The sequence below is a fragment of the Pirellulales bacterium genome, from assembly GCA_019694435.1.
Lineage (GTDB): Bacteria > Planctomycetota > Planctomycetia > Pirellulales > JAEUIK01 > JAIBBZ01.
In genome coordinates, this window is the sequence record JAIBBZ010000036.1 from 1 (window position 1) to 25,651 (window position 25,651).

The 25,651-nt window shown below is 65.7% G+C and carries 17 protein-coding genes; 11 read left to right on the forward strand and 6 right to left on the reverse strand.

Going from position 1 to position 25,651, the window contains the following annotated elements:
- A partial coding sequence (locus K1X74_19865; protein ID MBX7168603.1) for a cyclic nucleotide-binding domain-containing protein occupies window positions 1-493 on the forward strand: 493 nt, incomplete at its 5' end.
- On the opposite strand, the gene K1X74_19870 is transcribed toward K1X74_19865, so the two are convergent.
- Window positions 447-1,865 carry a hypothetical protein gene (locus K1X74_19870; GenBank protein MBX7168604.1) on the reverse strand — a complete coding sequence of 473 codons (1,419 nt, stop codon included), beginning with the start codon at window positions 1,863-1,865 and terminating at the stop codon, window positions 447-449. The two genes, K1X74_19865 and K1X74_19870, sit on opposite strands and share 47 nt — an antisense overlap.
- A gap of 426 nt (window positions 1,866-2,291) precedes the next feature.
- Between K1X74_19870 and K1X74_19875 the strand changes: the two genes are divergently transcribed.
- The 3 genes from K1X74_19875 to K1X74_19885 all read left to right on the forward strand — a co-directional run bounded on the left by K1X74_19875 (window position 2,292) and on the right by K1X74_19885 (window position 5,941).
- Complete coding sequence (locus K1X74_19875; protein MBX7168605.1) at window positions 2,292-3,818, forward strand: alkaline phosphatase D family protein; 1,527 nt, start codon at window positions 2,292-2,294, stop codon at window positions 3,816-3,818.
- A gap of 106 nt (window positions 3,819-3,924) precedes the next feature.
- Window positions 3,925-5,310 (forward strand): sulfatase, encoded by a 1,386-nt coding sequence (locus K1X74_19880; GenBank protein ID MBX7168606.1) that lies wholly within the window; start codon window positions 3,925-3,927, stop codon window positions 5,308-5,310.
- Window positions 5,297-5,941 (forward strand): glycerophosphodiester phosphodiesterase, encoded by a 645-nt coding sequence (locus K1X74_19885; GenBank protein ID MBX7168607.1) that lies wholly within the window; start codon window positions 5,297-5,299, stop codon window positions 5,939-5,941. Before K1X74_19880 ends, K1X74_19885 begins: the two co-directional genes overlap by 14 nt.
- An 11-nt stretch (window positions 5,942-5,952) precedes the next feature.
- Here the strand turns inward: K1X74_19885 and K1X74_19890 are convergent, their stop codons facing one another.
- Window positions 5,953-6,663 (reverse strand): site-2 protease family protein, encoded by a 711-nt coding sequence (locus K1X74_19890; protein MBX7168608.1) that lies wholly within the window; start codon window positions 6,661-6,663, stop codon window positions 5,953-5,955.
- 223 nt (window positions 6,664-6,886) lie between these two features.
- Between K1X74_19890 and K1X74_19895 the strand changes: the two genes are divergently transcribed.
- From K1X74_19895 to galE, 7 genes are all read left to right on the forward strand, one after another.
- Entirely contained in the window at window positions 6,887-8,134 is a 1,248-nt protein-coding gene (locus tag K1X74_19895) for a PQQ-like beta-propeller repeat protein (protein ID MBX7168609.1), read from the forward strand.
- A gap of 56 nt (window positions 8,135-8,190) precedes the next feature.
- Window positions 8,191-9,366, forward strand: a complete 1,176-nt coding sequence (gene corA / locus K1X74_19900; GenBank protein ID MBX7168610.1) for a magnesium/cobalt transporter CorA — start codon at window positions 8,191-8,193, stop codon at window positions 9,364-9,366.
- Between the two features lie 158 nt (window positions 9,367-9,524).
- Window positions 9,525-13,520: a metallophosphoesterase gene (locus K1X74_19905; GenBank protein MBX7168611.1), complete on the forward strand. Its 3,996-nt coding sequence runs from the start codon at window positions 9,525-9,527 to the stop codon at window positions 13,518-13,520.
- A gap of 216 nt (window positions 13,521-13,736) precedes the next feature.
- The gene (locus K1X74_19910; protein ID MBX7168612.1) at window positions 13,737-14,483 is read left to right on the forward strand and encodes a C39 family peptidase; all 747 of its coding nucleotides are present in this window, start codon (window positions 13,737-13,739) and stop codon (window positions 14,481-14,483) included.
- Window positions 14,458-15,921: a RimK family protein gene (locus tag K1X74_19915; protein MBX7168613.1), complete on the forward strand. Its 1,464-nt coding sequence runs from the start codon at window positions 14,458-14,460 to the stop codon at window positions 15,919-15,921. Before K1X74_19910 ends, K1X74_19915 begins: the two co-directional genes overlap by 26 nt.
- The gene (locus tag K1X74_19920; GenBank protein ID MBX7168614.1) at window positions 15,918-17,165 is read left to right on the forward strand and encodes a glutamate--cysteine ligase; all 1,248 of its coding nucleotides are present in this window, start codon (window positions 15,918-15,920) and stop codon (window positions 17,163-17,165) included. Before K1X74_19915 ends, K1X74_19920 begins: the two co-directional genes overlap by 4 nt.
- Before the next feature lie 40 nt (window positions 17,166-17,205).
- Complete coding sequence (galE, locus tag K1X74_19925) at window positions 17,206-18,198, forward strand: UDP-glucose 4-epimerase GalE (GenBank protein MBX7168615.1); 993 nt, start codon at window positions 17,206-17,208, stop codon at window positions 18,196-18,198.
- Window positions 18,199-18,220: 22 nt separating this feature from the next.
- Here the strand turns inward: galE and K1X74_19930 are convergent, their stop codons facing one another.
- The 4 genes from K1X74_19930 to K1X74_19945 form a co-directional block, all read right to left on the reverse strand.
- Window positions 18,221-19,234 (reverse strand): threonylcarbamoyl-AMP synthase, encoded by a 1,014-nt coding sequence (locus K1X74_19930; protein ID MBX7168616.1) that lies wholly within the window; start codon window positions 19,232-19,234, stop codon window positions 18,221-18,223.
- A 1-nt stretch (window position 19,235) separates the two neighbouring features.
- Window positions 19,236-20,918, reverse strand: coding sequence for a hypothetical protein (locus K1X74_19935; GenBank protein ID MBX7168617.1), 1,683 nt, complete (start codon window positions 20,916-20,918; stop codon window positions 19,236-19,238).
- Between the two features lie 77 nt (window positions 20,919-20,995).
- Window positions 20,996-23,854 (reverse strand): hsp70 family protein, encoded by a 2,859-nt coding sequence (locus K1X74_19940; GenBank protein MBX7168618.1) that lies wholly within the window; start codon window positions 23,852-23,854, stop codon window positions 20,996-20,998.
- Complete coding sequence (locus K1X74_19945; protein MBX7168619.1) at window positions 23,838-25,634, reverse strand: Hsp70 family protein; 1,797 nt, start codon at window positions 25,632-25,634, stop codon at window positions 23,838-23,840. The genes K1X74_19940 and K1X74_19945 overlap by 17 nt, the downstream gene beginning before the upstream one ends.
- Window positions 25,635-25,651: the final 17 nt, after the last annotated feature.

Below are 25,651 nucleotides of genomic sequence, written 5' to 3' on the forward strand. Positions count from 1 at the left end.
GGTGACGCACGACAATCGCATTCTCGACGCGGCCGATCGCATCGTGAACATGGTCGACGGGCGGATCATCTCCGACGTGGTCGTGCGCGAGTCGGCAGCCATTTGCGAGTTCCTGCAAAAGGCCGGGGTCTTTCAGGGGCTGACGCCCAAGACGCTCTCCGAAGTGGCCGACAAAACGCGGCTCGAGCGTCATACCCAGGGCACCGACATCGTGCGTCAGGGCGACCCGGGCGAGAAATTCTACCTGATCCGCACTGGCGAGGTCGACGTCATCAGCACATCGGCCGGCACGCCGCGCGTCGTGGCACGGCTGCGCGAAGGCGACTTTTTCGGCGAGGCCGCGCTGATTACCGGCGAGCCGCGCAACGCCACGGTCCGGGCGGTCACGCCGTTGGAGGTCTACACGCTCGGCAAAGATGAGTTCCGCGCGGTGATGGAATCGAGCGCTACGTTGGCCGAGGAACTGCGCCGGGTGTTGTTCCAGCGGCAGTAGCCGGAGTCGGCTGCGGCACATTGGCCGGGGCCGTTGGCAACAGTTCGTTCGGCGGGACGACCCAGCATCGCATCGTGGCGTGATAGCCGCATTCGGCCGAAAGCGTGCCCTGGCTATGCCGGAACCGGACCATGGCCAGGTGCCAATCGACGACGCGCGAGACGAGTTCGTTCCGGGCCTTGATCGCCTGGAGCCGGGCCTCGGCCACCTCGGCATACGTCGCACCGCCGGTCTTTTGTTGCTCGACCAGTTGCCCGACGTGGGAGGCACTGCTGGCGGCACGGTCGCGGGCATAAAGCACCTGTTGCAGGCGCTGCTCGGCGGTCGCGGCGTGCTGTTGCACCTCGGACGCGATCTCGGCTTCGCGCCGCGCGCGGTACTGATTCAACTGCCGGCGTCGCAACTCGGCCTCGCAAGGGTCGTTCTGGAACTTGTCGAGATAGCATTTCAGCGACGCCAACACGAAGCAGCAGCCCGGCGGAGCTTGAAAGCCGATCAGTCCGTTGGCCCGAGACAGCACGCCGCGCGCGACCGGCAAGGTCTCGACGTCGAGTTCGCACTCGAGCAGCCGCAGCAAGCCCAACTCGGGACGCTCATTGAGTGCGACGAGCACCGCGGCTTGCACGTCGAGCGGAGACGGATCGACCGTCAGGGAGGTGTTGGGCCAGATGCGCCAATCGGGCTCGCAAGTCTCGACCCCGATCAGGCTCCGCAGCGCCCAGTTGGCCTGCGACCGGCCGATCGTGGCGTCGAGCCGCTGCTGCGCCAGTTCGAGCGTCTGGCGGTCGAGCACGCCAGTTTCGGCCGGGGGGCGAATGCCGCGCTGAATCAAGTCGGCCGTGGCCTTCCTGGTTTGATGAACTTCGTTCAGGCTCTGCGTGGCCGCGTCGACCTGGTTCTCGCTCAGCGCGAGCCGGTAGTAGAGCTCGAGCGCCGCGAGGGCTGAATCGTTGCGGGCCTCCATCTCGGCGAACGACAGCAGGTGCAGCCGAAGCGAATCGGCACGCTCCGAGCCGCGACAGGCGCAGCCCGAGCTGACGCCTGCCGCGCGGCGCTCGTTCGCCAGCAGATTGCCGACGGTCGAATTGCGCACCGCCAGGCATTGCGCCTCGTTCGCCGCAAGTTCGTGGTAGATCGTCCCGTCGGGAATCGCGGTCGTCGGCGGCGGCACGTGGTGCGCAACCAGCGTCAGATCGGGCTTGATCTCGCCGCGCGGGACCACCGGCAGCACGTGCGTGAGCCAGTGAGCCTGGCGCGTGTTCGCGGCCGTGGCCGGTCCGGCGGCGCGGTCGTGGGCGCAACCCGCTGCGAGGATCAAGAGTCCTCCCAGCAGGCCGGCGAACTGCGGTACGGCGCCGTGCTGTCGAGTCATGCGGTGCTGGCAGTCTTTTCTGGCGGTGCCTGACGTTCCGGCTGCAAGGTTTCTTCGGGCCGTTTCGCGCGTGGCGCTCACGCGGAACAGGACGCGTGGCAGGGCTTCTGCGGGCTGCGACGAACACGGCCATAAACCCTGCCGGCGGTAGCGATTGAACCTGCCGGTTGCGGCTTTCGCGAGCGTTCGATTTGACCCAGCCGTCAGGCTTTACATCCGTCGCGCGGGTTCGATCCGCGTGATTGGCGGGTTGCACGGCGTGCCGCAAGGCTTGCCTGGTCGTTAGAATCAGGCCCACCCGCCGGCCGCGCTGCTGGCGGGATGCAGTCAACGAACTCGAGAGCAGCCGCGATGGGGAAACGACGTCGAAATCCGCAGCGCCGGTGGTCGCGCCGCGCATGGCTGGCCCACGCGGGCGCAGCGGGCATGGCGACTTTGGGTGCACCACGCGTTTGGGCCGAAATGTTTCGGCACCGGCAGCCCCCCGCTGCGGTGACGCGCGAGGCGCTGCGCCTGCAGGCCGAGTGCGGCGTGGCCAGCGGCGATGTCACGGCCGAGTCGGCCGTCGTCTGGAGCCGAGCCAATCGGCCTGCACAAATGCTCGTCGAGTATGACACGACCGACCATTTCGACGACGCGCGCGCAGTGCCGGGCCCGTTGGTCTCGCCCGAGACCGATCTGACCGGCAAGGTGATGCTGACCGGATTGCCCCCTGGCGAGTTGGTGCACTACCGGGTGACGTTTGTCGACCCGGCCGACCCACGCAGCAAGAGCGAGCCCGTGGTCGGCCGGCTGCGAACGCCTGGCCATCAGGCGCGACGATGGCGCTTGGCGTGGTCGGGCGACACCTGCGGACAGGGCTTCGGCATCAACCCCGATTGGGGAGGCCTGCGCATGTACCGCACGATCGCCGCCACGGAGCCCGACGCGTTTGTTCATTCGGGCGACACGATCTATGCCGATGCCCCGATCCCTGCCGAAATCCAGCTCGACAATGGCCAGGTCTGGCGCAACCTGACGACGCCGGAAAAATCGAAGGTCGCCGAAACGCTCGACGAGTTTCGGGGAAACTATCGCTACAACCTGCTGGACGAGCATCTGCGAGCGTTTCAGGCGGCCACCGCGCAGTACACCCAATGGGACGATCACGAGACGACCAACAACTGGTACCCGGGCGAGGTTCTCAACGACACGCGGTACCACGAGCGCGACTGCAACGTGCTCGCCACGCGAGCCAGGCAGGCCTTTCTCGAGTACCAGCCGATCTGGACTCCGGAGCGCGAACGCTCGCGAATCTATCGCTCGTTCGTCCAAGGGCCGCACGTCGAGTTGTTCTTGCTCGACATGCGGACGTACCGGGGCGCGAATGGACCGAACCGGCAGACAGAACCCAGGCCCGACGCGGCACTACTCGGCGCCGAGCAGTTGTCATGGCTGAAAGAGCGGATGGCCGCTTCGACAGCCACCTGGAAGATCGTCTGCAGCGACATGCCGCTGGGGTTGATCGTCGGGGACGGACCGAACCAGTTTGAGAACGCCGCCAATGGCCCCGGTCCGGCCCTCGGTCGCGAGCTGGAGATTGCCGACCTCTTGGCGCACCTCAAACGGCGACAGGTGCGCAACGTGATCTGGCTGACGGCCGACGTGCACTATGCGGCAGCTCACTACTACGATCCCGCCGCGGCGACGTCGACCGACTTCGATCCGTTCTGGGAGTTCGTCGCCGGGCCGATCAATGCGGGAACTTTTGGTCCAGGCACGCTCGACCCGACCTTCGGACCCCAGGTGAAATTCAACGCGGTGCCGGAGGGCATGCCGCAAGGCCGGCCACCCAGCGAAGGACGGCAGTATTTTGGGCTGGTCGAATTCGAACCGGCCACGTCGGCCTTGACCGTGTCGCTGCGCGACGTGGAAGGCAAAGTGCTTTATCGCGTGGAGCTGCCGCCGGCGTAGAATCGTCGCGATACCTCCAGCCGCTGGCGGGGTTCGATAGGCTAACCGTCCGCTGAAGTATTCAGGGGGCTGCGATGCCGTGTTTCGGGGGAATTGATCGGAGGGTATGGCAATGAAGGCGCGGATAACGCTGGGGCTGCTCGTCGTGCTGTGGGGGGCCTGGCCTGCGAAAGCCGCCGATGCGGCGCGACCGAACATCGTCGTCATCGTCGCCGACGATCTGGGCTACGGCGAACTCGGTTGCTACGGCGGCCGGCAGATTCCGACCCCGCATCTCGATGCACTCGCCACCGGCGGAGTGCGGATGACCGACGGTTACGTGTCGTGCCCGGTTTGCAGCCCGACGCGCGCGGGGCTGCTCACGGGGCGCTATCAGCAGCGGTTCGGGCACGAGTTCAACCCGGGGCCCGAAACCGAGGCCTCGCCCGACTTCGGGTTGCCGCTCGATCAAACGACGCTGGCCGATCGCCTGCAGCGGGCCGGTTACAAGACGGGCATGGTGGGCAAATGGCACCTGGGCTATCAACCGAAGTTTCATCCCTTGTCGCGTGGTTTCGACGAGTTCTACGGTTTTCTCGCCGGCGCTCATGCGTATCTGCCCGGGCAGCGCAGGCAAGGTGATACGCCGATTCTGCGCGGTCGCGAGCCGGTCGAGGCTCCGGAGTATTTGACCGACGCGTTTGCCGACGAGGCCGTGGCCTTTGTCGATCGCCATCGCAGCGAGCCGTTTTTTCTGTATTTGCCTTTCAACGCCGTGCATGGGCCCCTGCAAGCGACCACGCCATACGAAGCGCGTTTCGCTGAGCTGAAGCGGCCCAATCGCCGGACATTCGCCGCGATGTTGTCGGCCATGGACGACGCGGTCGGTAAGCTCATGGGCAAGTTGCGCGCGGCGGGGCTCGAAGAAAACACGCTGGTGGTCTTTATCAGCGACAACGGCGGGCCCACGCCGCAGACCACCTCGAGCAATGCACCGCTGTCCGGCTTCAAGGGCACCGTCATGGAAGGCGGCATCCGCGTGCCGTTCATGATGCAGTGGAAAGGACACCTGCCGGCCGGAACGACCTACTCGCAGCCGGTCATCGCGCTGGACGTCGTGCCCACGGTCTTGGCGGCGACGGGACAATCGACCGCCGATCCCTTGGACGGCGTAAACCTGCTGCCGCATTTGCAGGGTGAAAACTCCGCCGCGCCGCACGAACGGCTGTATTGGCGGTTTGGTCAACAGTCAGCGATCCGTCAGGGCAATTGGAAGCTCCTGCGTTCGCTCGGCGGCAAGCAGCAATTGTTTGACCTGGCCAACGACATTGCCGAGGAGCACGACCTGTCCGGCGAACGCGTGGAGACCGTCAAGGAATTGCAAACGGCCTGGGAGGCATGGAACGCGGAACTCGTCGAGCCGAAATGGAAGCGCTCGGACAACCGCGCCCAGCCCACCGCCCGTCGCAAGGCCCGGCGCCAAGCCGCGGGACGCAACGATGCAGGTCTTTAGTCACCGGGGTTTTCACGTCACGCTGCCCGAGAACACGCTCGCGGCGTTCGAGGCCGCCGTGGCGCTGGGCGTGGCCGGTATCGAAACCGACGTGCAGCTCGATCGGCACGGCGAGGCGTTCCTGTATCACGATCGGCTCGCGCCCGATCTGCGGCCCGTCGCTCACTTGTCGCGCGCCGAGCTGAGCGCGCTGATCGGGTGCGAAGTGCCGACGCTCGAGGCAGCTCTGGCGACCTGCGCGGTGACTTGGAATCTCGAGATCAAGGCGCCGGATGCCGTCGCGGCGACCATCGAGGCCGTGCGGCGCCATCGCGAGCGGCGGCGATTTCTGATCAGCAGCTTTTGGCACGCGGCGGTCTACGAAGTCTGCGAAGCGACCGGCGTCGCCGGAGGGCTGCTCATCGCGCATCGGCCGCGGCGGATCGATCCGGCTGATTTTCGCCCGCAGGCCGGAATTGCCACGCTCGTGTGGAGCTTCGACCGGCTCGACGCGTCGTGCGTGAACGAGGCGCGACAACTGGGCCTGGCCACTTGGGTCTATTCGGCCGAGAGTCGGGCCGATCACGACGCCTGCCGGGCATGGGGCGTCGATTGCCTCATCACCGACCGCCCCGACTGGTTGTTGACCTGAGCCGGTGTTGCTCAGTAACTCGCCACGCCGGCGTAGACGACCTTCAACGCGATGCGTAGCGCCGGCCAGAACACTTGGTCGATCAATTTCCAGGCGACGATCAATCCAATCATGCCAAAGGCCGGTTGGCGCAAGGCATCCTGGTACATGGTCACCGTGCGGGCCGGAAGTACCAGCGCCAATACGCCTGCACCGTCCAGCGGAGGAACTGGCAGCAGGTTGAACACGAACAGCAGCAGATTGAGCACGAGCATGATACTCAGCAGCGTCGCAATGGCCGTGGGCACGCCTTCATCGGCGGCGGCGACGAACGAGGTGAATCCCACGCGCTCGGGCGGCAGGAAATAGTCGAGCGCCAGGCCCAGGCGGATACAACCCGCGGCCAGCAGCACGAGGCTCAGATTGGCCAAGGGCCCCGCCAGCGCCATCAGCGCGGCACGTCGCGGATAGCGCAGGGCCCAATGCGGGTCGTAGGGGGCACTGGCCCAGCCGATCATCCAACCGCTCAACAGATACGAAGCGATGGGCATGACGATCATTCCGAACGGCTCGCGCGCCATGTGTGGCGCGGGGTTCGGCGTGACTTGCCCGGCGTAGTAGGCCGTCGGATCGCCCAATCGCAGCGCCGCCACGGCATGCGCGGCTTCGTGCAGCGAAGTCGACACCACGAAGATTGCGTACCACGCGACGCCCAAGGCAAGAAAATCGGGGTTCGCGTCCACTTTGAATCGGTTTCCGGTATGCGTAGGGGGTCCTGGCTGGCCAGCGCCGCCACCGTTTGCGAGCGTAGCGTGAGGCTGCCGACGCGCAAAGTCCGCGTGGCCGATTTGTGATGCGCCGTGCGAGTCGATAAACTCGCGTCTACCGCTGGAATCCCCGCTGGTCGCCTGCCTTGCTGGCTCGCCTGCCTCGCAATCCAACCCCGTTGAAGGGTTCCTTCAAGCTATGTTCCGCCGCCTTGCCTGGTTGTTGCCGTTGTTGTGCTTATGTGCCGCTCCCGCTTCACGGGGCACGGTCGATTGGCCAGGCTGGCGCGGGCCACAGCGCACCGGAATCTCGGCGGAGCAGCCGCTGCTGCAGGACTGGCCCGAAGGTGGCCCCAAGCTGCTGTGGAAGATCACCGGTGTCGGAGAAGGGTATAGCACGCCGTCGGTGACGCGCGAGGCCCTGTATGTGATGGGCAACAAGGACGGCAAGGAATGGATCCTGGCTCTCGACCCGGCGCGCGAAGGGCAGGTGATCTGGGCGACGGCGATCGGCGAGGTGCGCCACAACGGCGCCGGCTATCCTGGCCCACGGTCGACGCCCACCGTCGACGGCGATCGGCTGTTCGCGCTCGGCCTGAACGGCGACCTGGTGTGCCTCGCAACGCGCGACGGGCAAATCGTCTGGCAGCGCAACCTGGTGTCTGATTTTGGCGGCGCGATACCGAACTGGGGCTATACCGAATCGGTGCTGATCGACGGACCATGGGTGATCTGCACGCCCGGCGGCAAGCAAGCCACGCTCGCGGCCCTCGAAAAGACCACCGGCACTCCGGTGTGGCAGTCGCCTATCGGTGACGGCGCCGGGTACGCTTCGATCGTCAAAGCGAAGATCGACGGGCTCGATCAGTACGTGCAGTTCACCGCGCAGGGCGTCGTCGGCGTGGCGGCCAAGGACGGGAGATTTCTCTGGCGCTATAACGCTCCGGCCAACGGCACCGCGAATATCTCGACGCCGCTGGTGCGCGATAATGACGTGTTCGCCGCAAGCGGCTACGGCACCGGCGGCGGACAGGCCCGGATCACGCAGCAGGGCGAGTGGAAGGCCGACGAGGTGTACTTCACCAAGAAGATGAAGAACCACCACGGTGGCATGATTCTGCTCGGCAAGCACCTGTACGGCTCGAACGATCCCGGCGTGTTGACCTGCCTCGATTGGGCCACCGGCGACGAGGCCTGGTCCGATCGCTCCTGCGGCAAGTGCTCGCTCGTGTGTGTCGACGGCCTGTTGATCACGCGCAGCGAAGAGGGGCTGGTGAGCCTGGTCCAGGCGACCCCGGCAGGCTTTGAGCTGCACGGCCGTTTCGAGCAGCCCGAGCGCAGCCCCCAACCCGCCTGGCCGCATCCGGTTGTCGCCGGCGGGCGGCTGTATTTGCGTGATCAAGACACGCTGCTTTGTTACGATGTTCGCGGCGACTCGGTCCGTTGATTGAGTCCTGAATTTCGTCTCCCGCGGCGCAGCGCCTGCTTCGGACGGATCCGCAGATGGCACATCGCTCGCATCATCGCCGCACGCGTCGCAAGTTTGGTTTTGCCCGCCGCACGCGCCCCGGGGCCGCGCCGGGCAGCGTAGTGGTGAATCCCGAGTCGCAGGCGCCACTGGTCCAGGTGATGGCCTTTGGCCCGGCGGGCTGCCGCGAACTGCGGATCAACAAGATCGACGAAATTCGGCCGCTGCTCAACGAGTGGCCGGTCGTCTGGATCGACGTCGAGGGCCTGGGCGACGCTGACTTGATCCTCCGCCTCGGCGAATTGCTGAACCTGCACCACCTGGCCCTGGAAGACGTCGTCAACGTGCACCAGCGGGCCAAGGTCGAGGTCTACGGCGACCATCTGTTCATCGTGGCGCGGATGGTCGCGCAGTCCGAGCCTTTCGAGACCGAGCAGTTGAGCATGTTTCTCGGCGAGCGGTTCGTGCTGACCTTGCAAGAGGAGCGGCCGGGCGATCCGTTCGACCCGGTTCGCGAACGTCTGCGGCGCAATCATGGCCGTCTGAGCACCAGCAGCCCGGGACAATTCGCCCACGCGTTGCTCGACGCGGTGGTCGACGCCTATTTTCCCTTGCTGGAGCGCTGCGGCGAACGGCTCGATGCGATCGAGACCGACTTGCTGTCGCACGCCTGGGAATCGGCAATTACGAGCATCCATTCGATCAAAAGCGAGTTGCTGGGGATGCGGCGCGCGATTTGGCCCTTGCGCGAAGCGGTCAATTGCCTGCTCCGCGACCATAGCGAGTTTTTTGCTGCGGACACGCACCCCTATCTACGCGACCTGCACGATCACACGTTTCAGATCCTCGACCTGATCGACACCGGGCGGGAACTCGCCTCGGACCTGATGGACGTGTACCTCTCGACCGTCAGCAATCGCATGAACGAAGTGATGCGCGTGCTGACGATCATCGCCACGGTGTTCATGCCGCTCACGTTTGTCGCCGGCATCTACGGCATGAACTTCAACACGCAGGCCTCTCCCTGGAACATGCCCGAGTTGAACTGGTACCTCGGCTACCCCTTCTCGCTGTTGCTGATGTTCGGCGTGACGGGGGCGATGATGTACTTCTTCTATCGGAAGGGCTGGCTGCGCTCGCTGTCTCCCAAACCGCAGATGCCGGTCGCGAGTCGGCCCAAAAGTGGGGGGCAGGCCGGCGACGGGGGCTGACCCTTCGCAAGGCCCAGGCGGCTGGTGGAAAATTCTCTGGCGTTAGGGCGGAGTTAGCCCTACGTTAGCACCATCTCGGGGGAGTGACAGTTCTGTTGCTGCGCGATGCGTCAGCCTGCGCATCGCGTGCTGCATGTCTCGCAGGCGGATGTTTGGCGATGCGCAAAGCTCGAGCGGTGCGGTTGCGTTCCCAGCGAGGAAACCAGACGGCGGGCTACTCTCGAAGACTGCTGCAGGAACCGCTGGAAGACCGTCGTCTGTTGGCGTTTACGGTCAATCACACGCCCTATATCCAGCTCGGCAATGCCCCTCTGGAGGGCTATAACGCCGGGCTCGATCAAGCCGAGATCCTGTGGCAGACCACCGGCACGCAGGACACCGACGCCTTTACGGCCGAGTATCGCGCCACGGGCACCCTGCCCTGGAACGGCGCGGCGCTGAACACCCAGATCGTCACGGGCGTGGGCGGGCGCATCGTGCATTCGGCCACGTTCACGGGTCTGAGTTTCGACAGCGACTACGACTATCAGATTACGCATCTGCGCGACGGCAGCCCGATTGCCGTCTACGCCAGTACGTTCCATACCCGGTTGAACACCAACACGGACGACAACTTCACGTTCGTGACCTACGGCGATTCCGCGTCGGGCGACCCGCCGACGAACTTCATTGCCGTCCAGAACCGGATCAACCAGATCGATCCGTCGTTCTCGTTGCTCCTGGGCGACAATGTCTACAGCTCGGGTACACATGCCGAATACGACCTGCGGCTCGACCCTTCGAAGAACGCCGCGCTGACCACGTACAACAAGAATCACGTCGACTATTTCGGGTTCGGCAATCACGACGTCGGTTACAACAGTGGTCAAGCAGCCCGTGAGAACTACTCGATGCCGATCCCGGTCGAAGGGGTCACCAGCCCCGCGGGGCTGACCTTCGATGCCAACGTCGAAGCCGAGGAGAACTACTCCTTTGACTACGGCAACGTGCATTTTCTGACGTTCGACACGAACAACTGGACCAATACGACGGCGCTCAACAAGCAGCTCGATTGGGCCGTCGACGACATCACCGAGGCGAAGGCTCGGGCCGTACCGCCGCGCTGGATCATTGTTTTCGGCCACCATCCGATCGTCTCGCTCGGCGGTCACACGGAACACACGCCCGACGACTATTACTACGACCAGGTGGTCTCGCGCCTGGGGGCCAGCGGCGTGGGGGTCGATCTCCTGCTGTTCGGGCACTCGCACAACTATCAGCGCAGCTACCCGCTGACGGGCCACGTGGGCGCGGCGGCGACCTACGTTTTGGATGGCGACAACGACTATGCGAAGGGCGCCGGCCTGCCGCTGGTCGTACAAGGCACCGGCGGCGTCGACTTGGGATACGGCGCCAACGATGCGACGTTCGCGGGATCGCATCTGGCGAAGGCGCTCGACAGCAACACGACCAATCCGCTGCAGTACGGATTCGGGAAGATCGACGTCACGCCCAACCAACTCACCTATCGCTATATCAACACCCTGGGCCAGGTGCTGGATACGTTTACGATCACCGGCGGTCCCGACGTGACACCGCCATCGGCGACGGTCGCGGTGCCTCTCGACAACGGCGCCAGCGACTATGACCCGGCCGACGGCAAAGTGCGCGTGCAGGCTTCGCAGAGCACCTTCCAAATCGTCTTGAGCGACGTCGGGACCGGCGTCGACGATGCCACGGTCAGTGCGGCGGCACTGACGATTCGCCGCGATGTGACCAACCTGGTTTCGCCCACCGACTACACCTTCAGTTACAACGCTGCCAACAACACGATCACGCTCACGCCGACCGGCGGCAGCTTTGGCACGGGCAACTACCAGGTCAAGCTGAATGCCAGCGGCCAAATCAAGGATCTGAACAACAACGTGATGGCGCTCACGACGCTGTCGGTGTTGATCGATCCGACGGTGCCGAGCCAGGTGACGTTCCGCCAAGGCGAAAACAGCTATGCGGGCGCCAAAGACACGTACGTGCACGAGGACGACCCTGCCACCAACCAGGGGAGCAACGCCAAGATCGTGTCGGACGGTGACGACGATCTCGGCACGGCCGAGACGCCGCCGCAGCGCGTGATGGGGTTGATTCGCTTCGACAACACGTTCGATACGCCTGGCGGCGTGTCGCGCGGCGGCGGGCCGATTCCGGACGGCGCGAACATCGCCAACGCGAGCCTGATCCTCAAGACCGGATCGGCGGCCAATGACAACAGCGCCTCGACGTTCACGTTCCATCGGATGATCGCCACCTGGACCGAGGCGTCGACCTGGAACAGCCTGACCAGCGGCGTCTCCATCGATGACGTCGAGGCCGTCTCGTCGCCGACCAATTTTATCGTGGGTCCGAACAGCCTGGGCGCGACCAACGTGATCGACGTGACCCCGGACGTGCAGGTCTGGTCCGACGACAATAGCCTCAGCACGCGCGGCTGGGTGATCTATCCGGCGCTGGGCACTGACGGCTGGCGGATCAATTCAAGCAACGCCGCGACCGTGGCCGATCGTCCGGCACTCGAGGTCATCTATGCTTTGGGGCCCTACGACCTGCAGCCGGGCGAGACCTACACGATCGGCGAAGGCGCAGTGCTGAACCTGGCTGGTTCGGCCCAGGGTGCGGGGACCTTGACCTACTCCTGGGACATCAACGGCGACGATGTCTTCACCGATGCCACGGGCGCGACGCCGACGGTGGCCTGGGCACAATTGCTCGCGCTGGGTGTTGCCGACGGACCGGGAGACTATGCGATCCGGCTGCGCGTCGATGACGGGCTGGGCCATGTTTCGACAAGCGTCGCGGCGATCCTGACGATCGTCAACACGCCGCCGACCGCCTCGGCGGGCGGGCCGTATGCGACCAATGAAGGCAGCGGTGTGGCGCTCTTGGCATCGGCCAGCGATCCGGCCGGCGCGGCCGATACGCTGACCTACAGTTGGGACGTCAACGGCGATCTGGTCTATGGCGACGCAACCGGGGTGAATCCGACGCTGACCTGGGGCCAGCTGGTCGCTTTGGGCATCACCGACGGAAATCCGGGCGCGGTGTACAACGTCCGCGTGCGGGTCGACGACGGCGACGGCGGCATGACGACCTCGGCGCCGACGACGCTGACGATTCAAAACCTTTCCCCGACGGCGGCGATCAGCGCGGCCGTATTGGCTCAATTTCGCGGCGAAACGGTCAGCTACACGCTCACGGCAGCCGATCCGTCGGCCGCCGATCAGGCCGGCAGCTTCACCTGGGACATCGACTGGGACAACAACGGCACCTGGGATCAGAGCGTCTCTGGACCCAGCGGCACGCTGGTTACGCACAGCTATCCCACGACGGGCGCGCGGACGGTTGCCGTACGGGCGACCGACGACGACGGCGGCACGGGAGCCGCTGCCACGCTCCCGGGCATTAACGTCTCGAAATATGTCGCGCGATTCAACGGAACGAACACCGATCTTCTCTGGGGCGGCACGCCGGGCTTCGACGCTGTGTTCTTCTTCGGTTCTGGCAGCTCGATCACAATCTTGACGCAATTCGAGAACTCGGTGTTAGCCTATGCGACCGCCGTGATTCCGGGAATCACAGGGCGGATCAAGGCCTACGGCCACGACAGCCTCGACGTGATCAGCGCCGAGTTCATTGGCATTCGAGTGGTGGAGCTATACGGCGGCAACGGCGACGACGCCCTCTATGGCGGCAATCGCGGCGACTGGCTTTACGGCGGCCAGGGCAACGACCTCTTGGTCGGCGGCACGCAGGGCACCGACCTGGGCGACCGGCTCTTCGGCGAGGACGGCCACGACGTGCTGTTCGGCTACAAGGGTGCCGACACGCTCGACGGCGGCAGCGGCGAAGACTTGCTGATCGCCGACAATTACAACTTCGGCGACGACCTTTACGGGTACGTCGGCGGCACGCAAGGCGTCTGGACCGACGGCAGCGCGTACAACGACCGGATCGCATCGCTGTTGTTCGACACGCTGTTGCCGACCGAGACCATCATCAGCGACGGCGCCGTCGATCGCCTGATCGGCGGGGCCGATTCGGACTGGTTCTTCTACACCTTCTTCCAGGACCTGGTCAGCGACCACCAGGTCGGCGAAGAAGAAACGGACGCCGATCCGTGAGCTAACCGCTGGAAGGCAGGTAAACAGCGCGGTTCTGCGTGGCAGGGCAACTCGTCTCGTCGTGATTGGGGACGTGCGGTATAATCTGGTCACGTTCTGCGCCCCCTCCCCTGGCCGTGTGCCGGCGGGGGCGCACGGCGCCGGCGGCGCGACACGGAGTGTCTGTGGCCACCAGCGCGGCGAGATTCTGCTGGGCCTTGCGACAACGGATTGAGCGTGCAGACGCGACTCTCGGTTGAAATTCTTCCACAGCCCGATGACTACACGTGCGGGCCTACCTGCTTGCACGCGATCTATCGCTATTTCGGCGAATCGATCGAGTTGCAGCAGGTGATCGGCGAGGTGCAGGTCGTCGAAGGGGGCGGGACGTTGGCCGTGCTGCTGGGGTGTCACGCCTTGGCTCGGGGCTATAGCGCCACGCTCTACACCTACGACCTGCAGGTCTTCGACCCGACATGGTTTCAGGCGGGCCCGGTTTCTCTGCCGCAGCGGTTGCGGGCCCAAAAGGAAGTCAAGCAGAGTCAGAAATTCCACATGGCGACCGACGCCTATTTGGAGTTTATCGACCGGGGTGGGCGGCTGAAATTCGAGGACCTGACGCCGGCCCTGCTACGCAAATACCTCGTGCGTTCGATCCCGATCCTGACGGGCCTGAGCGCGACGTTCCTGCACCGCAGCCCGCGCGAGTTCGGACCCGAAGGCATTCCCGACGACGTGCGCGGCGAGCCGACGGGGCACTTCGTCGTGCTGTGTGGCTACGACAAGGACGCCCGGGAAGTGCTCGTGGCGGACCCGTTGCAACTGACACCGCATTCCGATTCCCATCTTTATCATGTCAGCATCGAGCGCGTCATCGGTGCCATTCTGCTGGGCATCGTGACCTACGACGCGAATTTCCTGATCATTGAGCCTCGCCGATCCGCGGCCGGGGTCGAGCATGCCGCCGCTGATCGTCGTCAATAATCCCAAGGAGTGGACCCTGCAGATGCCCGGCGTCGACGTGATCGATGCCCGGAGCTATCTGGCGCGGGCCGATTTCGGCGAGTTGAAGGGCGTGAAGCTGTTCAACCTTTGCCGTTCGTACCGCTACCAGAGCATCGGCTATTACGTGACGCTGCTGGCCACGGCCCGGGGACATAAGCCGGTTCCGAACATCACCACGATCCAGGACATGAAATCGCAGACCGTCGTGCGATTCGTGTCCGAAGATCTGGAATCGCTGATCCAGCAGGCCCTTGCGCCGGTCCACTCGGAACAGTTCACTCTGAGCGTGTACTTTGGCCGCAACGTCGCTCGGCGCTATAACCGCCTGAGCCTGGAGCTGTTCAACCTGTTCCAGGCGCCGTTGCTCCGGGCGCAATTCGTGCGCAACGGCAAGTGGCAGTTGCGCCAGATCGGGCCGATCCCGGTGGGCGATATTCCGCCGCAGCATCGAGACTTTGTCGAGGAGTCGGCCGCGGCCTATTTTGCCGGGCGCCGCACCGCGTCGCGCAAGCGGGTGCCTGTGAAATACGAGCTGGCCATCTTGGCGAATCCCGAGGAGGAACTGGCGCCCTCGAACGAGCGGGCGCTCGCGCGGTTCGCCAAGGCGGCCGAGACGCTCGGCCTGAACCCGGAGCGGGTGACGCAAGACGACTATGCCCGGATCGCCGAGTTCGACGCGCTGTTTATTCGCGAGACCACGGCTGTCAATCATCACACGTACCGCTTCGCCCGCCGCGCCGCGATCGAAGGGCTCGTCGTCGTCGACGACCCGGAGTCGATCCTCAAGTGTACGAACAAGGTCTACCTCGCCGAGCTGCTGTCGCGGCACAAGGTGCCGATTCCGCGCACCGTGCTGCTGCACAAAGAAAACCTCGAGGCGGTCGGACGAGAGCTGGGGTTCCCCTGTGTGCTCAAACAGCCCGACTCGGCGTTTTCGCAGGGAGTGCTCAAGGTCGAAAACGCCGACGAATTCGCCGCGGAAGTCGAAGGGTTGTTGGCCCGGTCCGAGCTGATCATCGCACAGGAATTCCTGCCGACGACGTTCGATTGGCGCATCGGTGTGTTCGACCGGCAACTGCTCTACGCCTGCAAATACCACATGGTGCCGAAGCACTGGCAGATCACCCAGCAGGACGGCGCGCGGCGGCGCTATGGCAAGTGTGAGACACTTCCGCTCGACGAGGTACCGCCGCAGGTGCTGCGGGCAGCGCAACGCGCCGCCAACCTGATCGGCAGCGGCCTCTACGGCGTCGACGTCAAGCAACTTGGCCGCCGCGCCTGCGTCATCGAGGTCAACGACAATCCAAACATCGACGCGGGCGTCGAAGACCGCATCCTGGGCCAGGAGCTGTACGAGCGGATCATGCGCGTGTTTCTGCAGCGGATCGAACAACGCAAAGCAGGGAAACAATCATGACCACGCGCACGCTGGGCTTGTTCGAGGCCTACGGCGTCGAAATCGAATACATGCTGGTCGATGCGCGCACGCTCGACGTGTTGCCGGCGACCGATCGGGTCATCGCTGCCGAGGCCGGGGAGATTACCTCCGAACATGACGCTGGAGCGCTGGCCTGGTCGAACGAGCTGGCGCTGCACGTAATCGAGCTCAAGACGAGCGAACCGTCCCGGTCGCTCGTCGGTCTCGATCAGGTCTTTCACGAGCATGTCCGGCGCATCAACGCGCATCTGGCCACGCTCGGCGGGCGCTTGATGCCCACGGCGATGCATCCGTGGATGGATCCGTGGCGCGAAATGCGGCTCTGGCCGCACGAATACAACGAGGTCTTCGCCGCATTTGACCGGATCTTCGACTGCCGTGGGCACGGCTGGGCCAACCTACAGAGCGTGCATTTGAACTTGCCATTCGCCGACGACGCGGAGTTCGCGCGGCTGCACGCGGCTGTGCGGCTGGTGCTGCCGCTGCTGCCGGCCCTGGCGGCGTCGAGTCCGCTGGTCGCCGGTCAGGCGACCGGTCGCCTGGACGAGCGGCTCGAGGTCTATCGCGGCAACGCCCGCAAGATCCCCTCGATCGCCGGCGCGATCGTGCCCGAGGCCGTGTTCAGCCAGGCCGATTACGAAGCGGAGATCTTCGCGCCGATGTACCGCGAGATTGCCCCGCACGACGCGGCAGGCACTCTGCAGCACGAATGGCTCAACAGCCGCGGCGCGATCGCCCGGTTCGAGCGCAACACGATCGAGATTCGCGTGATCGACGCGCAGGAGGCGCCGTGCATGGATCTGGCGATCGTCGGGGCCGCGGCCGGGCTGGTACGGCTGCTGGTCGAGGAGGTGAACAGCCCTTTGGCCCGCCAGCAGGCCTGGTCGCACGAGCCGCTCGCCGCGTTGCTCGGCGCAACGATCATACAGGCCGACGCAGCGATCATCGACGAAGGCGACTACCTGGAAACGCTGGGCATTCACGCTGCCGGCGGTATGACGGCCGGCGATGCCTGGCGGAAAATCGTCGAGCAGTTGCGGCGGCAGCCCGGCTGGAACGCGGCCTGGGATGTGCCTTTGTCGGTCCTGCTCGAGCAAGGCCCCCTGGCGCGGCGCATCCTCGCTGCCACCGGTTCGAATCCTTCGCGCGCGCGGCTCCAAGCAGTGTATGGTGAGCTCTGCGAGTGCCTGCAGACCAATCGGCCCTTTGCAGGGTGCGACTGAGGCCCCTGCCCTGTTCGCGCCGCCAGCCGGGAGCGATGTTGTGAATCTTCTCGTCACCGGGGGCAGCGGATACATTGGCAGCCATGCGGTACGCCTGCTCGCGCGCGGGGGACACGAGATCTGGATCTACGACGATTGCCTGCGCGGCCATCGTGCGGCCGTGCCGCGGGGACGCCTGATCGAGGGTGAGGTCGGCGACCGCGCGTCGATCGAGCGCGTTTTGCGCGAGCGCCGCATCGACGCGGTGCTGCATTTTGCCGGCGTGGCGCTAGTCGGCGAATCGATGGCGCGCCCCGATTTTTACGAGCGCAAGAATCTGCATGCCTCGGCCGTGATGTTCGAGGCCATGGAGTCGGTCGGTGTGCGGCAGATCGTCTTTTCGAGCACCACGGCCACCTATGGCGCGCCGGAGCAGATGCCGATTTCCGAAGACACTCCGCAGCGGCCGATCAATCCTTACGGCGCGACGAAACTGGCCGTCGAACGGTTGCTCGAAGAGCGGTGCCGTCGCGACGGTTGGGCGGCCTTTGCGCTGCGCTATTTCAATGCCGCGGGCGCCACGCCGGCCGGCGACTTGGGCGAAGATCACGACCCGGAAACGCATTTGATTCCGCTGGTCTTGCAAGTGGCCCTCGGCCAACGTCCGCGGATCACGGTATTTGGCGACGACTATCCCACGCCCGACGGGACCTGCGTGCGCGATTATGTGCATGTCGACGACCTGGCCCGGGCGCATGCCGCGGCCCTCGATCGGCTGCGGCCCGGGGACTTCCAGGCGTGCAATCTCGGGTCGGGGTGCGGCCACAGCGTGCGCGAAGTGATCGAAGCGTGCCGCCGCGCGACCGGCCGAGCCATCGCCGAGGAAATCGGCCCGCGCCGCGAGGGCGATCCGCCGGTGCTGTACGCGGATATTCGCCGCGCACAGTGCGTGCTGGGTTGGCAGCCGGAATACACCGATCTCGAGGCGATCTGCGCGACGGCCTGGAACTGGCACCGCACGCATCCAAAGGGCTTCGACGATCGGGGGGCATGAACCGCGGCCCCAGGCGAGATGGCTAGGGCTTGGCGGCGGCCCGCGTCAATCGGTCGCGGACCGCGGCCCACGCCGGCTCGTCGGGCGGAAGCTCGACGTAAATGGTCGATACCTCGGCGTCGTCCAACTCATGCAGCGCGGCATAGAGCCCCGCGGCATAGCCGCGCGGGTCGGTGGGCAACGAGCGCACAACGCAATGCTCTGGCGCTTCGACTGGCGTGGCCTGCCAGGGGAGCCAACCCACGCGTCGGCCGGCGGCGCTGTCGGCATGCACCGCCGACTGGCCGCTCCCTGCGATGCAGACCAGGGGAGTGCGCGGCGCGTAGTGCCGCGCCAATTGCCCAGGCGAACGCAGTGGCTGGGAGACGTTTGGCGCCGCGCCGGCGGCTGCGACCGGTTCGCCCAAGACCGCGGCAATCTCCTCGGCCAGGATCGATCCGGGCCTTAATACGCGCGGTGGCGTGGTGGTCAGATCGACGACCGTCGATTCGAGACCGCCGGGCGTAGCGCCGCCGTCGAGAATCAGGTCGACGCGACCGGCCAATTGGTTGAGTACGTGCTCGGCGCGCGTGGCCGACAAGCGATTCGACAGATTCGCACTCGGCGCGGCGATCGGGCACCGCGCCGCCGCGAGCAGTGCCCGAGCCACCGGGTGCGTCGGGCAGCGAAGACCGACGGTCGAACCGCCGGCCGTGACCACGGCGGGAATGCGATCGTTCTTCGGCAGCACCAGGGTTAGCGGCCCCGGCCAGAAAGCCTGCGCCAATCGCTCGGCGCGCGAGGGCCATTCGGCGACGAGCTGCCGTGCGCCCGACGCATCGAGCACGTGCACGATCAACGGGTTCGCATCTGGACGTCCCTTGGCGGCAAAGATCCGCGCGACGGCATCGGCCGCGGTGGCGTCGGCCCCCAGTCCATAGACCGTTTCCGTGGGAAATGCGACGAGTCCACCACGTTCGACGATCGCCGCCGCCTGCGCAATTTCCCCCGGCTCGGGAGCAATCGGATCGACCTGGCGAACCTGGGTTTCGGACACGCTACTCAAGGAATCGATGGTAGCGCCCCATCCAGTAGGGCAAGAGGATGAAGGTGCCGTCTTCGCGGACGCGGCCGTCGCCGCCGCTGTCGAGGCTGTAGGGATCGCCGTTCCAACGCATTAATCGCCGCTCGCTGATCGGCAAGACCTGCAAGCTGCGCGGCTCGTCGAATCGATTCCTGGCCACGTTGCCCAGGTCGCGCCGCTGGCTGTTCTCGACCGACCAGTTGAACAGGTTTTCGGGAATCTCCTGGAACCAGCGCAAGCACGCTTCGCCGTCGTAGGCGGCCGGTTCGAGGATGGCCTTGTCCGGGCGCTTCAGCGGATCGGTCCAGCGGTTGGCTTGTCGAGCCGCTGCATAGATGTAGTTGAACAACGGGCTTTCCTCGGGCCGCTCGATCTGCCACGAGCGGCGGAGGCTGGTCATATAGATGTGCCGCAGCCGCTCGTCGCGCTCGTACATCAGCAACGGGTGATACGAGATAAAGGCCAGCTCGTCGTCGCTGTGATTGACGGCTTCCGGCGGCCAGATGACCTTCTGCTCGACCGTGTTGATGTCGTAGGCGTGTTTTTCGGCGAGCTCGCGCGCGGCGTCAGTGTAGCGTGCCTTGCCGGTGACGTGCTCGGCCACCTTCAAGTGCGACAGGATCTCCAGCGAATTGAGCCCGCGGTCGCCGATCCACTCCAGATCGCGGTTCAACTTCTCGGGCGCCCAGACGCCCCAAGTGGTCGGCTTGCCGGGCGGGCCGACGTAGTAGTAGCCGTGATCGAGGATGTGATCGGTGATGCGTCCGACGACGCCGGCAATCTGCTGCCGTTCCTGCGCGTCGGCCACGAGGTCGTGGTAGATCGCATAGGCATAATAGTGACCGTCCAGCTCGTCGCTCGACGTGTCGCCCTTCCACCAATAGTGCCCGTCGGCCGAGCGATGCCACTCGCCGGGGCCGTGCGATTTGTCGATCGAGATCGGCACGAAGCTGCGGGCAGCAAAGCCTGGAATGCCGGTGATCGATTCGAGCCGCATCAGCGCCGCGAGGGATTGTTGCGCGTTGCGGCGTGCGTCGGGATCGCCCGTCGTGGCAAACCGATATGATTCGGCCGCGACGTACAGACTCGTCCAGAGCCCGTCGTTGTCGTTGTCGGGCTGCACGGCGCTGCTGGCTAGATTGCCCGGTTCGCTGAGCACGATCTCGGTGATCAAGCCTTCGCGCACGTGATGCTTGCGCAACTGTTCGAGATACCGCGCCATCTTGTCGGCCAGCGAAGTCGGCCGTTGCGCCAAGCGCACGGCACCCTGCGCCGTCTGAACGTAGAGGTCCCAGGGCATCGTCGCCGAGCCCGCGACGACCGACACGCGCTCGATGCGATCGTCCGGCAGCCAGCAGCGCGAATGGAACAGCCGCCAGCGGGGCGCTCCCGCGGCCAGGTACATCAACCCCCGCGGGGTCCCGATCCACAGGCTGCCGTCGGCCGCACGAACGCCGGACGTCATTTCGGCATAGGGTGCCAGCGGTTCGGCTGCGGCCAAAGGTTGCCAGTCGCTGGCTGCGAGCCGGGTGCCCTGTCCCTCGGGTGCCTTGGCCGTGGTCGGTTCCACCGTCCATGCGAGGTAGGTGTCGGCCGGCGCGGCCGGTGCCAGCGAAACGGAGAGGGCAATTGCAAACCAGGCGAGGGCGAATTTCATGGGAGGCCGTTTGAACCGAAGGTGGGCGATCTCAGGGCGGGACAACGAGCATAGCATAGTCGCACCGCGCAGCGACTTCAGCCGATGCGCAGACCGGCCGGTAGGCTCTCGCCGAAGACGAGCCCATGTTCTTCGCCCTGAAGGTCGCCTCCTTCGCGCACCAGGGTCAGAAAGTGTTCATTGGCTGCGGCGGCCTGCAAGGCCTTGAGCACCGATTTCCGCAGCGCGTCGTCGACGTCGCGATAGCGATCGCCCGTCCGGCGAGCAAGCAAGACGAGCGCCAATTGGACAGGCCTGGCGCTGGTGTCTTGTGCCAAGAGCTTGTCGATCCACGCGCGCGTCGTCTCGACGGGCACAACCGTATTCAGCGGGCCATAAACCGGCACGCGCGAACCGAGCCGGCCGAGCACCCAGGCCAGGGCATCGCGCTGCGCGGTGGCAGGATTTGTAGTCAAGCGCGCGACGGCCAGCCGGCCCAAATCGATTTTGAGCGGCACGGCCAGCAACTCGAGCGACCCCAGCAGCCGCCACAATTCCAAATCGTCCGCCACTGCAGCGCGCCGATCGTAGCGCTTCGTCGAACCGCTGTTCTTGGGCGCCGCACGCACCGTGGCGAGCAGCGGTTCGGCAAGCGCGAGTTGTTGTCCGGCCGAGAGCCCACCAGCGAGCCGCCGCCAGAGCACTAACCACTCGACCTGGCAGGACGCTACGGGGTGCCAGAGCTTTTTGCCTTGAAACAGCTTCCAGGTCTGGGCGACGCGCCAATCGTCGACCGCCAGGCCGTAGCCGGGGCGCAGGCTGAAACCCAGCAGGTTCAGCCAACGTGCCTCGTGGACCGCACTCTGGCGGCGCCCGGCTTCGACCTGCATGAGGGTGTCCCAAAAACTGCGCAGCAACGACGGCGGCCAATCGCGGCGCGACAGGCCCGTCGCTGCCTCGAGCGATTTCACCAGCCCATCGGGCTTGGGGCCGGATTGGTGCGCCGTGGGGGCAAACGTCACCCGGATCACCTCACGGCCCGCGGCAACGACCGTCTCGTCGACGATGCCGGCAGCCTCGGCTGCGCCTTGATGCCCTTCCCTGTCGGTCTGCGTTGCGGCGCGGACGTCGAATTCCAGCCGCCAAGATTGCGGCGAATCGACCTGTCGACAGCCCAGCTCGAGCGTGCCGATTTCGCTGAGCCTGGCGTGCAATTCGACGGCCACCTGTTCGGCCTCTCCCGTCCGGCGCGCGGCGTGTAATACCGTACGGATGGGCGGCAAGGCAAACATCTGCTCGGGATCGACGGCGATCAACTGCCCGCTGGGGTCGGTGAGCCGGGTGCTCGAAACGAACAGCGGGAACTCGACCGGCTGGCGGAGCGCAAGCTGGAATCGCTGGCCGGCGAGATGCACGTCGTGCCCCTCTTCCGTCCCGGCTGGAAGCAGGCATACGGCCTTCGCGGTATCGCCGTCGGGCACGGCGACGCCGACGTAATAGGTCCGCGCCAATCCGGCGGTGACGCGCACCCCTTCCCCGCGGCGGACCATGCCGTAATATGCCGCGCCGTGCGCCACGGCCAGATCGAGACGCTCGTTGCGCAGCACCAGCGGTTTCCATGTGGCCGAGCCAGGCGAGTTGAACCAACTCTCGACCACCGCGAGCAGACGTGCGGCGAGCAACGGCGAGTTGAAGAATCCGCCGTTGAATAGCACGGCATCGGGACGGGCCGGGTCGTGCGCCGCCTGAGCATCGTCCGGCAGGTCGCCGGCGTGACGATGCGTCGACAGAAAGGCCGCCAGATAGCGAGTGATGGCCGCATCGGCGGCAAACGGCAGGCCTAGCTCCTGGAAGCCCGAGCGGCGCGGAACCGGCCGATCATCCAATGCGACATTCGGCAAGAACCCCTGGACGAGCAGTTCTTCGACCTCGGCGCGTTGAATCTCGGTCTGGAGCCCACCGCCGATCAGGCGCGCGCCGCCGCCGGCCAGGTGTACGCCCATCGACTCGGGGGCATTGGCCGTCAAGAGCGTCTCTTTGACGTGTCGGCACGTCCGCACGAGGACGTCCCAATGCCGGGGTTCGAGTCGTCCGCCGCCGGTCAAGCGCGGCTCGATCGCGTGCGCCAGGGCCAGGTCGCAATTGTCGCCGCCCAAGAGCAGATGTTCGCCGACGGCAACGCGATGAAATCGGACGCGGCCTTCGTCGCCCGCGCGGACGCGGATCAACGTGAAGTCGGTCGTGCCGCCGCCGATGTCGCAGACCAAAATCTTCTGGCCGGGAGCGACGACATGGTCCCAGGTCGCGCCGTGGGTGTCGATCCAGGCGTAGAACGCTGCCTGAGGCTCCTCGATCAGCACGATCCGGGGCAAGCCGGCTTGCCTTGCGGCGCGGACCGTCAGTTCGCGCGCGATTTCGTCGAACGAGGCCGGCAGCGTGACGACGACGTCTTGCGCTTCGAGCGGATCATCAGGATGGCGATGGTTCCACGCGTCGCGCAAATGTCCCAGGTAGCGGCTGCTGGCCTCGAGCGGTGACAGACGCTGGACGTCGGGATCGGCATGCCAGGGCAACAGCGCGGCGGTGCGGTCGACTCCGCCGTGGCAAAGCCAGCTCTTGGCCGAGGCAATCGTGCGGCCGGGCGCGCTCGCGCCATGGTCGCGTGCCAGAGTGCCGACGGAGAACCGTCGCCCTGGACCCGACCAAGGCAACCGAAAGGCGTCGGCCGCCGATTCGGCCTCGGTCGCTTCGTAGTGAAACGAAGGGAGCGTTTCGCGCGCCTCGACCTGCCCGAAGGCCGTCAGTTGCTCGACGGCCAAGGTTTGCACGCGCCACGGCGAATCGTGCGTGTCGACGAACCCGACCGCCGAATTGGTCGTGCCCAGATCGATGCCGACGACATAACGGCTGGCCGGCTGGGCTACAGTCGAGGCGCTCATCTCAGCCGGCTCCGCCATCCTCGCGGACGCTGAATTCGAGCTTCCAGCGATCGCTCGAAGTGGTGCTCACGCACCACAGCTCCAGCACCCCCAACTCGGTCAGGCGCGCTTGAAACCGCACGGGCACGTAACCTTGAGGCGCAGCGGGCGTGGCAGCCAGGCTGGTTTCGAGCGGGGCCGTTTCTTGCAGCTCGTCTTCGGTCCAACGCGCCAAGACATCGCCGGGGCGATCGTGTTTGCGCGTTGCCGAGGCGAAAAACCGAAAATGGGCCGGTTCGCCAACGACCAGGCCAATGTCGTCGCTGGGCACATCGACTTCGGTCCCCTCTTCCATGCCGAACGGCACCACGCACAAGGCGCGCAGCGGACGAGCCACGCCGGGGATCGCCAATCCGGCGGACTCCATGCCCAGGTAATACGAGCGCGGCGCGCCGCCACGAATGCGCACGCCGCGACCTTGCTTGGCCAGACCGTAGTAGGCGGCGCCGAGCGCTACGGCATGATCGAAATCGTCGTTGCCTTCCAGCACGTCGGGCTGCTGACCGCCGAACCAGCCGCCCAACACATCGAGCAGCCGCTGCCGAAAGACCTCGGCCCGGAACACGCCGCCGTTGAATAGGACGTGGGTCGGCTGGAGCGGGCGTTCCGGCGAACCTTGCGCGCCGAGGAACGCGGCCAGATGGCGCGTGACGGCGACGTCGGCCTCATAGGGCAGCCCCAACTCTCGAAAGCCCGAGGCGCCGCGCCGCGCGGGCTTCGCGCTGGCGGCACACGAAGGAAAGAAACCATCGAGCAAAGTGGCCAGAGCGTCTTCACGTCGGAGGTCGACGGAGATCGTCCCACCGATCAGCCGGCTACCCCGTCCCAGGATGCTGACCGGGTGCTGCTCGGGTCCGCCCGGAGCCAAGAGCGACTCCTTGGCCGTGCGGCAGGCATGCCAGAGCGCGACCGATTGCCAGGGATCGAGCTGCACGCCGCGCTCACCAAACGCGGTGGCGAGCCGGTGCGCGAGCGTGAGGTCCATGTTGTCGCCGCCGACAAGGATATGGTTGCCGACGGCCAATCGCTCGAGCTGCAACTCGCCGCCAACATCTTTGGCGCCGATCAGTGTGAAGTCGGTCGTGCCGCCGCCAACGTCGCAAACCAGGAGCGTATCGCCCGGCTGAAGCTGCCGGCGCCAGGCATCGCCGCGCGCGGCCAGCCAGGCGTAAACCGCGGCCTGCGGTTCTTCGAGCAACACGAGGCCCTGCGGCAAACCCGCGGCCAGCGCCGCTTCACGAGTCAGCTCGCGAGCGCTGGCGTCGAACGAGGCGGGCACTGTGAGCACCACCTGCTGATCGGCGGCGGGGGCATCGGGATGGGCCTGATTCCAGGCGGCGACCAGATGGGCCAGGTATGCCGTCGACGCCTCGAGCGGCGAGATCTTCGTCACTTCCGGCGGCGCGCCGGGAGGCAGGATCGCCGCGCGGCGATCGACCGCGGCATGCGCCAGCCAGCTCTTCGCCGCGGCCACCGTGCGCGTGGGATTCTCCGCAGCTTGGCGCCGGGCGACTTCGCCGATTGCTTCCCGGCAGCCACGCGCCCAAGGCAGGTCGAATGCGCCGGCGGCTGTTTCGCTTTCCGTGGCCAGGTACAAGAACGACGCCAGCGACGTGGCCGACTCGACGGTCGAGGCCGATACCAATTGGGGGACCGAAAACAACCGTGGCGCAGCCGGGCTGTCCTCGTCCAGGGGCGTGTAGGCCAGCACCGAGTTCGTGGTGCCCAGGTCGATGCCGAGTACAAACTTGGCGGTCATCGTTCGCGTGCGCTCAG